This window comes from Micrococcus sp. iso_229, from assembly GCF_058072725.1.
The window spans coordinates 865,384-878,028 of record NZ_CM176514.1 but is presented as its reverse complement, the minus strand read 5'-3'; the positions used below and the strand labels follow the sequence as shown (position 1 = coordinate 878,028).

The window sequence follows — 12,645 nt, the reverse complement described above, 5'->3', positions numbered from 1 at the left end:
TCAGTGACCCCGCACCGGCTGCTTCTCCGCCGGCAGGGCGTCCCACTGCCGCTGCAGCTCCTTCTCCTCGGCCGTGGCGAACAGCCCGGCCGGGGCGAAGCGCTGCGAGGGCACGTACGGGTCCTGGTGGTCGATGACCTCGGTGCCGCGGAAGGCGCGCACCGTGGCGAGCACCGACGTCGTGATGACGATCAGCGCCAGCACCAGGAAGACGACGGAGAGCGTGCCCTGGATGGCCGTGTTCCGGACCACGGCCTCCATGGCCGGCACGGACTTCGCGGCGCCGAAGCTCGTCTTCCCCGCCGCCAGCGCGTCCTGGAACGCGCGATGCTGCGCCCAGTAGCCCACTGCCGGGATGGAGGAGAAGATCTTCTGGAACGACGCCACGGTGGTGACCACGGTGATGAACGCCAGCGGCAGCGCCACGATCCACAGGCCCCGGAAGTCCCGGCGGCGCGCGACGATCGTCAGGACGACGGCGAGCGCGATCGCCGCGAGCAGCTGGTTGGCGATGCCGAACAGCGGGAACAGCGTGTTGATGCCGCCCAGCGGATCGGTGACGCCCATGATCAGCACAGCGCCCCACGCGGCCACCATGATGGCCGTGCAGACCCACGCGCCCACGCGCCACGAGGTGTCCTTGAAGCGCGGGACCACGTTGCCCAGGGAGTCCTGCAGCATGAACCGGGCCACGCGGGTGCCGGCGTCGACGGCGGTGAGGATGAACAGCGCCTCGAACATGATCGCGAAGTGGTACCAGAAGCCCATGAGCGCGTCGCCGCCCACGAGCTGGCCCATGATGTGCGCCAGGCCGACCGCGAGGGTGGGGGCGCCGCCGGTGCGGGAGACCACGGTCTCCTCGCCCACGAGGTCGGCCAGGTGGGTCAGGTCCCCGGGGGCGAGGTTCACCCCGGCCAGGCCGAGGCCCATGACGAAGTCGGCGGCGGTCTCCGGGGTGCCGCCGGTGAGGGCGGCCGGGGAGTTCATGGCGAAGTAGATGCCGCGGTCGAGCGAGACGGCGGCCACGAGCGCCATGATGGCCACGAAGGCCTCCATGAGCATGCCGCCGTAGCCGATGAAGCGGGTCTGGCGCTCCTTCTCCACCATCTTGGGCGTCGTGCCCGAGGCGATCAGCGCGTGGAAGCCGGACAGCGCACCGCACGCGATGGTGACGAACAGGAACGGGAACAGCGAACCGGGCCACACCGGGCCGGTCTGGCCCGAGGCGAACTCGGAGAACGCGGGGGTGCCGATGCGCGGCTGCACGACGACGATGGCCAGCGCGAGACCGGCGATCACGCCGATCTTCATGAAGGTGGACAGGTAGTCGCGCGGCGCGAGCAACAGCCACACGGGCAGCACGGCCGCGACGAACCCGTAGATGATCACGGCCCAGGCGATGGTGGTGCGGTCCAGGGTGAACAGGGCCGCGCCCCACTCGGTCCCGGCCACCCAGCCGCCGCCGATGATGGCCGCCAGGAGCAGGACGAACCCGATCACGGAGATCTCGGTGATGCGGCCCGGGCGGATCCAGCGCAGGTACACGCCCATGAAGAGCGCGATCGGGATGGTCATGGCCACGGAGAACACGCCCCACGGGGACTCGCCCAGGGCGTTGACCACCACGAGGGCCAGGATGGCCGTGATGATCACCATGATCAGCAGGGTCGCGACGATCGCGGCGGTGCCCCCGACGCGGCCCAGCTCGTCCCGGGCCATCTGGCCGAGCGAGCGGCCGCCGCGGCGCATCGAGAAGAACAGGACGAGGTAGTCCTGGACCGCGCCGGCCAGGATCACGCCGACGATGATCCAGATGGTGCCGGGCAGATAGCCCATCTGCGCGGCGAGCACGGGGCCCACGAGCGGACCGGCGCCGGCGATGGCCGCGAAGTGGTGGCCGTAGAGCACGCGGCGGTCGGTGGCCACGTAGTCCCGGCCGTCGGCCCGGTACTCGGCCGGGGTGGCGCGGGTGTCGTCCGGGTGGACGATCATGCGCTCGACGTACTTCGAGTAGAAGCGGTAGCCGATCGCGAACGTCGCCACGGCGGCGAACACGAACCAGATCGCGTTGATCGTCTCGCCACGGTGCAGGGCGAGCATGGTCCAGGCGACGCCGCCGAGCAGCGCGACGGCCACCCAGACGGCGATCTTCACGGGCGTCCAGCGGGGCCGGTCGGCGGCCTCGGTGGGCGGGAGGTCATCCGGCGTCGGAGCCGGATGTGGGGCGCCCTCGACGGGCGCGGAGGAGCGGTGCGAGCTCACGGGGGTCTCCGTTCGTGGGGTGGGGTCAGACGAGGCGGTGCAGCCAGCCGTGGCGGTCCTCGACGCGCCCGGTCTGGATGCCCTCGAGCTCGGCGCGGATCTTCAGGGTCACGTCGGTCCCGCCGGCGGACTCGATCACGTCGTCGCCGTCGAGCAGACGGCCGATCGGGGTCACGACGGCGGCGGTGCCGCACGCGAAGACCTCGGTGATCTCGCCCGAGCGGACGCCCTCGGCCCACTCGGCGAGGGTGACGCGACGCTCCTCGACGGTCAGGCCCATGTCCCGGCCGAGCTGGAGGATCGAGGAGCGGGTGACGCCCTCGAGGATCGTGCCGGTGAGCGCCGGGGTGACGAGCCGGCCGTCGGCGTGCACGAAGAACACGTTCATGCCGCCGAGCTCCTCGATCGCGTCGTCGTTGTACTGGTCGAGGAACACGACCTGGTCGGCGCCCTTGGCCGCGGCCTGCAGCTGGGGCAGCAGCGAGGCGGCGTAGTTGCCGCCGGTCTTGGCCGCGCCCATGCCGCCCTTGCCGGCGCGGGCGTAGTCGCGCGAGACCCAGATGGTCACCGGCTTGAGCTCGCCGCCGAAGTAGTTGCCGGCCGGGGAGGCGATCACCATGTACCGCACCTGCCGGGCCGGGCGGACGCCGAGGAACGCCTCGGAGGCGAACATGAAGGGGCGCAGGTAGAGGGACTGGCCCGGGCCGGTGGGCACCCAGGCCCGGTCCGCCTCGAGCTGGGCCTGCAACGAGCCGAGGAACAGCTCCTCGGGCAGCTCCGGCAGGGCCAGGCGGCGGGCGGAGCGGTTCAGGCGGGCCGCGTTGGCCTCGGGACGGAACGTCCACACCGACCCGTCCTCGTGCCGGTAGGCCTTCAGGCCCTCGAAGATCTCCTGGCCGTAGTGCAGCACCGCGGCCGAGGGGTCCAGGGACAGCGGTCCGTAGGGCTCCACGCGGGCGTCGTGCCACGCACCCCCGTCCTCGTCCCAGGTCCAGTCGATCGAGACCATGTGGTCCGTGAAGACGTTGCCGAAACCGGGGTCCTGGAGAATCTCGACGCGCTGCTGATCGGACATCGGGGACAGATGCGGTTGCCGCGTGAACACGGTCTCGGACACGGTGGGATCACTCCTCGTGACGGGTGACGGATGGGGACGGCTCCGGTGCCGGGCACGACGCGCGGGGGCCACGGCGCCGGGCGTGGCACACGCCACAGGCCGTCGCCCCATCCTAGACCCGGCGTCGACGCGCCGGGCCCGCGCGTCAGACCCGCGCGACGACGTCGGCGCCCACCTCGGCGGTGGTGCCCCGCGCGCCCTCCACCCGGTCCCTCAGGTGCGCCCACACCGCGGTGCGCACGCGCGCCGCCGCGCCGGCCTCGCCCACGTGCTCGAGCAGCAGGGCGGCGGAGAGGATGGCGGCCACGGGGTCGGCGACCCCCTGGCCCGCGATGTCCGGGGCGGAGCCGTGGACCGGCTCGAACATCGACGGCGCCGTGCCCTCGACGTTGATGTTGCCGGAGGCGGCGAGCCCGATGCCGCCGGTCACGGCGGCGGCGAGGTCCGTGATGATGTCCCCGAACAGGTTGTCCGTCACGATCACGTCGAAGCGGGCCGGGTCCGTCGCCAGGAAGATCATGGCGGCGTCGACATGCATGTAGTCCCAGGTGACCGCGGGGAAGTCGGCCGCCACGGACTCCACGGTGCGGCGCCACAGGTGGCCGGCGTGGACCAGCACGTTGTGCTTGTGCACGAGCGTGAGGCGCTTGCGCTCGCCCGCGTCGGCGCGACGGAAGGCGTCCTCGACGACGCGGCGCACGCCGAACGCCGTGTTCACGGAGACCTCCGTGGCGATCTCGTGCGGGGTGTCCACGCGGATCGCACCGCCGTTGCCCACGTACGGCCCCTCCGTGCCCTCGCGCACCACGGTGAAGTCGATCTCGCCGGGCGCGGCCAGGGGGCTGACGGCGCCGGGCAGCAGGGTGGCCGGGCGCAGGTTCACGCCGTGGTCCAGCGCGAAGCGCAGCTTGAGCAGCATGCCGCGCTCGATCAGCCCGGACGGGATGCGCTCGTCCCCGGGCGCGGCACCCACGGCCCCGAACAGGATCGCGTCGTGGCTGCGCAGGGACTGAAGGACCTCGTCCGTGAGCGCCTCGCCGGTCTCGAGCCAGTGCTCCGCACCCAGCGGATACGGGGTGAGCCGGGCCTCCGGACGCCCCTCGGCACGCAGCGCCGCCTGCAGGACGGCGGCGGCCTGGTCGGTGACCTCGGGGCCGATGCCGTCGCCGCCGATGACGGCGATGTCCAAAGGGTCTGCGGAGCTGCGTGTGGTCTCGGTCATGGCCCTCAGGCTACGCGCGGCCCGCGTGAGGACCACATCGTGTGACACCCGGTCTCACCCTCCGGACGGGCTCAGTCCTCGGCGGGCTCCTCGTGCCGCGGGAAGACCGGCTGCGGGGCGGGCAGCGGGGTGCCGGGGACCAGGTCTTCGTGGAACGCGGCGAAGGACCGCGGGCCGGTGCCGGACGCGCCGGTGCGGCCGGCGTCGCCCTCGGCGGGGACGCCGAGCAGGTCCAGCAGCCGCGATGCCGAGTCGGGCATCACCGGCTGCGCGAGCAGGGCCACCCGGCGCACGGCCTGCAGCGTCACGTACAGCACCGTGCGCATGCGCGGCTCGTCCGTCTTGCGCAGCACCCACGGGGCCTGGTCCGCGAAGTAGGCGTTGACCTCGCCGAGCACGCGCCAGGTCTCCTCGAGCGCGTCGTGGAAGTCCTGCACCGCGTACGCGGACCGGGAGCGCTCCAGCAGGGCGTCGACCTGGGCCAGGACGGCGCGGTCCGCGTCGGTGAGCTCGCCCGGCTCGGGCACGGCGGCACCGCAGTTCTTGGCCACCATGGACAGCGAGCGCTGGGCGAGGTTGCCGAGGTTGTTGGCCAGGTCCGCGTTCTTGCGGCTCACCACGGCCTCGTGGCTGTAGGAGCCGTCCGCGCCGAACGGGAACTCGCGCAGCAGGAAGAAGCGGATGGCGTCCAGGCCGTACCGGGCCACCCATTCCCGCGGGTGCACCACGTTGCCCAGGGACTTGGACATCTTGGCCCCGTTGTTGTTCAGGAAGCCGTGGATCATGACGCGGCGCGGCAGCTCGAGGCCGGCCGACATGAGGAACGCGGGCCAGAAGATGCAGTGGAACCGGGAGATGTCCTTGCCGATCACGTGCAGGTCCGCCGGCCAGTAGCGCGCGAACGCCTCCGGGTCCTCGGCGGGCCAGCCCGCGCCGGTGAGGTAGTTCGTCAACGCGTCGACCCAGACGTAGGTGACGTGGTCGGCGCGCCGGTCGGGGTCGTCGGCGTCGGGGTCCGCGGGCGCCGGCAGGTCGATGCCCCACTGGAAGGAGGTCCGGGAGATGGACAGGTCCTCGAGCCCGGCCTCCACGAAGCGGATGACCTCGTTGAAGCGGTACCGGGGGGCGGCGAAGTCCGGGTGGTCGCGGTAGTGGTCCAACAGCGGCTGCTGGTACTTGGACAGGCGGAAGAAGTAGGACTCCTCCTCCGTCCACGTCACCTCGGTGCCGGTCTCGACGGCGCGGCGCACGCCGTCCTGTCCCACCTCGGTCTCGTCCTCGCCGAAGTAGCGTTCGTCGCGCACGGAGTACCAGCCGGCGTAGGAGCCGAGGTAGATGTCCCCGTTGGCCTCCATGCGCCGCCAGATCTCGCGGACGGCCTCGGCGTGGTCCGTGTCCGTGGTGCGGATGAAGCGGTCGTAGGAGATGTCCAGGACGTCGTCGTCCATCTCCTTGAAGACGGCCGCGTTGCGCGTGGCCAGCTCGAGGGCGCTCACGCCCTGCTGCTGCGCCGTCTGCTCCATCTTCTGGCCGTGCTCGTCCGTGCCGGTCAAAAAGCGCACGTCCCGCCCGTCGAGCCGCTGGAAGCGGGCCATCGCGTCCGAGGCGATGTACTCGTAGGCGTGGCCGATGTGCGGCTCGCCGTTCGGGTAGGAGATGGCCGTGGTCAGGTAGTACGGGGCGCGGGCGTCAGTCACAGTCGTCGAGTCTACCGGCGGGGCCGGGGCCCGCGCCGAGGACGACGTCGTCCGCGCCGACGTCCGGGACGCCGTCGGCGGTCACCTGCAGATGGCCCGGCGCAGGCCGCAGGTGGAGGTGGGCCCACGGGGCCACCACGAGCACGGACGCCCCGATCATCTCGGTCAGCTCCTCCGCGTGCGTCGCCACGTGGTAGGCCAGGGTGCTGCGCCCGATCCCGAAGACGAGCGGCACCGCCTCGAGGACGATCGCGCCGAAGAAGAACACCGCGCCGCCCGCCACCGTCAGCGCTCGGGTCCGGCGGGGCAGGGCGACGGTGCACAGCGCGAGCAGCCCGAGGACGACGATCGCGGCCGGTGCTCCGAGGATGAGCCACTGGAACGCGGGCAGCGGGTTCTCCCCCGCGAACGGCAGGGCCTCCCACAGCTGGCCGGCGTGCTCGTGGATCTGCGTCGATTCGTCCAGGCTCATGGCCGCCAGCAGGGCCGCGGGGGTCAACCATGCGAGCAGGCTCCGCCGCCGGTCCGCCCCCAGCACGCGGCGCACGAGACCCACCGTGGTGAAGCCCGCGGCCCCCAGCAGGAGCAGGCCCGCGCTCCACCACGCCGTGAGGTTGGCCTCGTGGTTCACGTCGAAGAGCTCGCGCCACCACGGCACCTGCCGCGGGCCCAGCCCGAACACGAAGGGGAGGGCGAACGACCAGGCGGCGAGCAGGACACTGACGCCGATCAGCCCGCCCGCCGCGCGCCGGGCCCAGCGGCCCTGCAGGCCCGGAGGCGTGGCGGGGCGGGCCGCTGCGGCGCGCGCGGTCGGGGCGGGAGCGGGGCGGGGCTCGGGTGGACGCGACATGGACACCATCTCAACACAGGGCGACGCGCACGGGCCCCGCGTCGCCCGCCCGGGCGTGGACGGGTCAGACGGAGAGGTCCACCTCGGCCGCACGGGCGGCACCGATGGCCGCGGCCAGCGTGGCCGCGGTGTCCCCGGACAGCGCCCCGTCCAGGGTCAGCACGGCCAGGGCGGCGCCCTCGTCGTCGCGCGAGACGTCCATGCCGGCGATGTTCACGCCCTGCACCCCGAGGGCCTGGCCCAGGACGCCGATGACGCCCGGGCGGTCCTGGTAGGCGAACACGAGCAGGTGGTCGGCCAGCGGCACCTCGAGCTCGTGCCGGTCCACGCCCACGAGCTTCTGCACCTGGCGCGGGCCGGTGAGCGTGCCGGTGACGGCGGTCTGGGTGCCCTGCGCGGTCGCGGCGCGCACCGTGACGGTGTTGCGGTAGGACTCGGACACCGCGGTGGTGGTGAGGCGGCACTCGACGCCGCGCTGCTCGGCCAGCACGGGGGCGTTCACGTAGGAGACCTGGTCCGAGACGATGTCCGTGAACACGCCCTTCAGGGCGGCCAGGCGCATCGCGGAGACGTCGTGCTCGGCGATCTCACCGGCGATCTCCACCTCGACGGCCGTGATGGACTGCTCGCCCACCAGCGCGGTGAGCACGCGGCCCAGCTTCTCGGCCAGCGGCAGGCCGGGGCGCACGTCCTCGTGGATCGCGCCGCCGGCCACGTTCACGGCGTCCGGCACCAGCTCGCCGGAGAGGGCCAGGCGCACGGAGCCGGCGACGGCGACGCCCGCCTTCTCCTGGGCCTCGGCGGTCGAGGCGCCCAGGTGGGGGGTGACGACGGCGGAGTCGTGGGCGAAGAACGCCAGGTCCGTGGCCGGCTCGGAGCTGAAGACGTCGATGCCGGCGCCGCCGATGGTCCCGGCCTCGAGCGCGCGGGCGAGAGCGTCCTCGTCCACGAGGCCGCCGCGGGCCACGTTCACGATGATCGCGGTGTCCTTCATGCGGGCGAACTGCTCGTCGCCGATCATGCCGACCGTCTCGGGGGTCTTGGGCATGTGGATCGTGACCACGTCGGCGCGCTCGAGCAGCTCGTCCAGCTCGACGAGGCTCGCGCCGAGCTGCTGCGCGCGGGCGGTGGTCACGTAGGGGTCGTAGGCGAGGATCTCCATGCCGAACGCCTTCATGCGCTCGGCCACGAGCGCGCCGATGCGGCCCAGGCCGATCACGCCCAGCCGCTTGCCGTACAGCTCGACGCCCGTGTACTTCGAACGCTTCCACTCCCCCGCCTTCAGCGAGCCGTGGGCGGCCGCGATGTTGCGGGCGGCGGCCAGGATGTGGCCGCAGGTGAGCTCGGCGGCGGAGATGATGTTCGACGTCGGCGCGTTGACGACCATGACGCCGGCCTCGGTGGCGGCGGGCACGTCCACGTTGTCCAGCCCGACGCCGGCGCGCGCGATGACCTTCAGCTGCGGCGCGGCGGCGATCGCCTCGGCGTCCATCTGGGTGGCCGAGCGGATCAGCACCGCGTCGACGTCGCGCAGGTCCTCGAGGAGGCGGGCGCGGTCGGCGCCGTCCGTGCGGCGGATCTCGAAGTCGGGGCCGAGGGCCTCGACGGTGGCGGGCGAGAGTTCCTCGGCGATCAGGACGACGGGCTGGGCTGCGCTCACGGATGCTCCTGGAGGTGTGGTGCGGTGGGATGGGAGGCGGGCCGGCCCGCGCTCCGGTCCGAGCCTAGACGCGTGACCGGACCGTGGCCGGAATGCGACGCCGGCCCCGGAGCGCGATGCCCGGGGCCGGCGTCGGGGGCTCAGGCGGCTCAGCGGGCCGCAGTGCCCTCGGTGTAGTCGTCGTCCGCGTCCTTGAGCCAGGAGAACATCTGGCGCAGCTCGCGGCCGGTCTTCTCGATCGGGTGGGCCTCGCCCCGGGCGCGCAGCTCCTTGAACTCGGGCGCGCCGGCCTTCTGGTCGTCCATGAAGCGCTGCGCGAAGGCGCCGGACTGGATGTCGGCGAGGACCGCCTTCATGTTCTCCTTCACGTCGGGGGTGATGACGCGGGGGCCGGAGACGTAGTCGCCGTACTCCGCGGTGTCGGAGATGGACCAGCGCTGCTTGGCGATGCCGCCCTCGACCATGAGGTCGACGATGAGCTTCAGCTCGTGCAGCACCTCGAAGTAGGCGATCTCGGGCTGGTAGCCGGCCTCGGTGAGGGTCTCGAAGCCGTACTGCACGAGCTGGGAGGCGCCGCCGCAGAGCACGGCCTGCTCGCCGAACAGGTCGGTCTCGGTCTCCTCGGTGAAGGTCGTCTCGATGACGCCGGCGCGGGTGCCGCCCACGGCCTTGGCGTAGGACAGGGCGAGGGCGTGGGCCTGGCCGGAGGCGTCCTTCTCGACGGCGATCAGCGCGGGCACACCGCGGCCGGCCTCGAACTCGCGGCGCACCACGTGGCCCGGGCCCTTGGGGGCGACCAGGGCGACGTCGACGCCCTCGGGGGCCTGGATGTAGCCGAAGCGCACGTTGAAGCCGTGCGCGAAGAACAGGGCGTCGCCCTCCTGCAGGTTGCCGGCGATGTGCTGGTCGTAGACGTCGGCCTGGACCTGGTCCGGGGTGAGGATCATGATCAGGTCGGCCTCGGCGGCGGCGGTGGCGACGTCGACGACGCGCAGGCCCTCGGCCTCGGCCTTGGCGCGGGACTTGGAGCCCTCGGCGAGGCCGATGCGCACGTCCACGCCGGAGTCGCGCAGCGACAGGGCGTGGGCGTGGCCCTGGGAGCCATAGCCGATGACGGCCACGGTGCGGCCCTGGATGATCGACAGGTCGGCGTCGTCGTCGTAGAACTTCTTCACGGTCATGCTGTTCTCCTCACGGGATGGGTGGATCGGGACGGTCAGCGGGCCAGGGCGCGGTCGGTCATGGACCGCGGCCCCCGGGCGAGGGCGAGGGTGCCCGAGCGGACGAGCTCACGCACGCCGTAGGGCTCCATCATCTCGAGGAAGGCCTCGAGCTTGTCACGGGTGCCGGTGGCCTCGAGGGTCAGGGACTCCGGGGCCACGTCGACGACGTGGGCGCGGAACAGGTCGGCCGCCTGGACGACCTGGCCGCGGGTGGCCGCGTCGGCGCGCACCTTCACGAGCAGGTGGTCGCGCTGAACGGAGGAGTCGGGCGTGAGCTCGACGACCTTGATCACGTTGATCAGCTTGTTCAGCTGCTTGGTGACCTGCTCGAGCAGGTCCGTGTCGGCGTCGACGACCACGGTGATCCGGGACAGGCCCTCGACCTCCGTGACGCCCACGGCCAGCGAGTGGATGTTGAACGCGCGCCGGGCGAAGAGGCCGGCCACGCGGGTCAGCGTGCCGGGCACGTCCTCGACGAGCACGGACAGGGTGTGGCGTTCCATCGGTTGCCCTCCTCAGTCTTCCTGGTCCCAGTCGGGCGTCATGCCCCGGGCCACCTGGATCGCGTCGTTGCTGACCCCCGCGGGGACCATCGGCCAGACCATGGCGTCGCGGGAGACCACGAAGTCCACGATCACGGGCCGGTCGTCGATGGCCAGGGCCTGGCGGATGGTGTCGTCCAGGTCCTCCCGGCGGTCGCAGCGCAGGCCCGCGGCGCCGTAGGCGTCGGCGAGCTTGACGAAGTCCGGCACCCGAGCGGTGTCGTGGCCCGTGTTCAGGTCCGTGTTCGAGTAGCGCCCGTCGTAGAAGAGGGTCTGCCACTGGCGCACCATGCCCAGCGAGGAGTTGTTGATCACCGCGATCTTGATGGGGATGCGGTTGATCACGCACGTGGCGAGCTCCTGGTTGGTCATCTGGAAGCAGCCGTCGCCGTCGATGGCCCAGACCACGCGGTCGGGTTCGCCCACCTGCGCCCCCATCGCGGCGGGGACGGCGAAGCCCATCGTCCCGAGGCCGGCCGAGTTGAGCCACTGGCGCGGCCGCTCATAGGCGACGAACTGGCTGGCCCACATCTGATGCTGGCCGACGCCGGCCACGTAGGTGGCCTCGGGGCCCGACAGGGCCGACAGACGCGAGATCACCTCCTGGGGCGCGAGGAGGCCGTCCTCGGTCTCGGTCCAGCCCATCGGGTAGGTGTCCTGCAGGCGCCGCAGCACCGCCCACCAGTCGGCGAGGTCGGGCAGCGCCTCGGTGTCCGTCGCGAGCTCGGCCACCAGGTCCGGGATGATCTCCTTGACGTGGCCGACGATCGGCACGTCCGCGGTGCGGTTCTTGGAGATCTCGGCCGGGTCGATGTCCGCGTGGATCACGCGGGCGCCGGGGGCGAACGAGGGCAGGTGACCGGTCACGCGGTCGTCGAAGCGGGCGCCGAGCGTGATCAGCAGGTCGGCCTGCTGGAGCGCGGCCACGGCGGGGACGCCGCCGTGCATGCCCGGCATGCCCAGGTGCTGGGGGTGCGAGTCGGGGAAGACGCCGCGGGCGGTGAGGGTGGTGACCACCGGGGCGCCCGTGAGCTCGGCGAGGGCGCGCAGCTCCTCGTGGGCCTCGCCGCGGGCCACGCCGCCGCCCACGTACAGCACGGGGCGCCGGGCCTCGCGGATCAGCCGGGCGGCCTCGCGGATCTGCCGGGGGTGGCCGCGCAGGACGGGGCGGTAGCCGGGCAGGTCGATCCGGGGCGGCCACGCGAACTCGAACTCGCCCTGCTGGGCGTCCTTGGTGACGTCCACGAGCACGGGCCCGGGCCGGCCCGTGGCGGCGATGTGGAACGCCTCGGCGAGGGCCTGGGGGACGTCCTCGGGCCGGGTCACGAGCCGGGAGTGCTTGGTGATGGGCATCGTGATGCCCACGATGTCCGCCTCCTGGAAGGCGTCCGTGCCGATCGCGGCGGAGGAGACCTGGCCGGTGATGAACACGACCGCCTGGGAGTCCATGTGGGCGTCCGCGATGGCGGTCACCAGGTTGGTGGCGCCGGGACCGGAGGTGGCGATGGCCACGCCGACCTTGCCGGTGGCCAGGTGGTAGCCCTGCGCCGCGTGACCGGCGCCCTGCTCGTGGCGCACCAGGATGTGGCGGATCCGATCGGAGTCCATGAGCGGGTCGTAGGTCGGCAGGATGGCGCCGCCGGGCAGCCCGAACACGTCCGTGACCCCCAGCTCCTCCAGGGAGCGGATGATGCCTTCGGAGCCGGTCATCCGGGTCGGCTCGACGCGGGAGCCCTCGCCGGGCACCCGCGGCTCGACGATCTCGGGCCGGGGGGCCGGACGGCGCTCCTGGACCCGGGCGGTCTCCGTCGGGCGGGAGGCCGGCGTCGGGACCTGCGGGACCGCCGCGCGGGCGTCGCGGGGGGTCGTGCTCATGGGGTCACCTCACTGCGTTCGTCGCTGCGTGTCCGTCGCGGGGGCGTCGGACGGTCGTCGTTCGGATCCGTCGGGCGTCGGGGACCGTGGCCGCGTCGATGACGGATCGGGCCGGCGTGGCGGAGTCTGAGGTGGGGACACGGGCCGCCGGGTCCTTCGGGGGTGGTCTCAGTATCGACAGCCGTGCGCCCCGTCCG

9 protein-coding genes are annotated in these 12,645 nt (G+C 72.6%); all 9 read right to left on the bottom strand.

Annotated features, from left to right (window positions below; all coding sequences use genetic code 11):
* Entirely contained in the window at window positions 1-2,262 is a 2,262-nt protein-coding gene (locus AC3RKA_RS04075) for a carbon starvation CstA family protein (protein WP_489727532.1), read from the bottom strand.
* A gap of 25 nt (window positions 2,263-2,287) precedes the next feature.
* Window positions 2,288-3,379 carry a branched-chain amino acid aminotransferase gene (locus tag AC3RKA_RS04070; RefSeq protein ID WP_080983940.1) on the bottom strand — a complete coding sequence of 364 codons (1,092 nt, stop codon included), beginning with the start codon at window positions 3,377-3,379 and terminating at the stop codon, window positions 2,288-2,290.
* 145 nt (window positions 3,380-3,524) lie between these two features.
* Complete coding sequence (locus AC3RKA_RS04065) at window positions 3,525-4,601, bottom strand: 3-isopropylmalate dehydrogenase (protein ID WP_060775801.1); 1,077 nt, start codon at window positions 4,599-4,601, stop codon at window positions 3,525-3,527.
* Window positions 4,602-4,672: 71 nt separating this feature from the next.
* The gene (metG, locus tag AC3RKA_RS04060) at window positions 4,673-6,298 is read right to left on the bottom strand and encodes a methionine--tRNA ligase (protein WP_489727531.1); all 1,626 of its coding nucleotides are present in this window, start codon (window positions 6,296-6,298) and stop codon (window positions 4,673-4,675) included.
* Window positions 6,291-7,148, bottom strand: coding sequence for a hypothetical protein (locus AC3RKA_RS04055; protein WP_489727530.1), 858 nt, complete (start codon window positions 7,146-7,148; stop codon window positions 6,291-6,293). Before AC3RKA_RS04055 ends, metG begins: the two co-directional genes overlap by 8 nt.
* Window positions 7,149-7,212: 64 nt before the next feature.
* A complete protein-coding gene (gene serA, locus AC3RKA_RS04050) occupies window positions 7,213-8,808 on the bottom strand; it encodes a phosphoglycerate dehydrogenase (RefSeq protein WP_180537289.1) in 1,596 nt (531 codons plus the stop codon).
* Between the two features lie 149 nt (window positions 8,809-8,957).
* On the bottom strand, window positions 8,958-9,989 hold the full coding sequence (ilvC, locus tag AC3RKA_RS04045) for a ketol-acid reductoisomerase (RefSeq protein ID WP_010078979.1): 1,032 nt from the start codon (window positions 9,987-9,989) through the stop codon (window positions 8,958-8,960).
* Window positions 9,990-10,024: 35 nt separating this feature from the next.
* Window positions 10,025-10,534 (bottom strand): acetolactate synthase small subunit, encoded by a 510-nt coding sequence (gene ilvN, locus AC3RKA_RS04040; protein ID WP_002854209.1) that lies wholly within the window; start codon window positions 10,532-10,534, stop codon window positions 10,025-10,027.
* A gap of 12 nt (window positions 10,535-10,546) precedes the next feature.
* On the bottom strand, window positions 10,547-12,448 hold the full coding sequence (locus AC3RKA_RS04035) for an acetolactate synthase large subunit (RefSeq protein WP_095353808.1): 1,902 nt from the start codon (window positions 12,446-12,448) through the stop codon (window positions 10,547-10,549).
* Between the last annotated feature and the right edge of the window lie 197 nt (window positions 12,449-12,645).

What these genes read in the sequence shown, in the direction of transcription:
- AC3RKA_RS04055 (WP_489727530.1), bottom strand. Translation starts at nt 7,148, where the DNA reads ATGTCGCGTCCACCCGAGCCCCGCCCCGCTCCCGCCCCGACCGCGCGC.
- AC3RKA_RS04065 (WP_060775801.1), bottom strand. Translation starts at nt 4,601, where the DNA reads ATGACCGAGACCACACGCAGCTCCGCAGACCCTTTGGACATCGCCGTC.
- ilvC (WP_010078979.1), bottom strand. Translation starts at nt 9,989, where the DNA reads ATGACCGTGAAGAAGTTCTACGACGACGACGCCGACCTGTCGATCATC.
- AC3RKA_RS04035 (WP_095353808.1), bottom strand. Translation starts at nt 12,448, where the DNA reads ATGAGCACGACCCCCCGCGACGCCCGCGCGGCGGTCCCGCAGGTCCCG.
- ilvN (WP_002854209.1), bottom strand. Translation starts at nt 10,534, where the DNA reads ATGGAACGCCACACCCTGTCCGTGCTCGTCGAGGACGTGCCCGGCACG.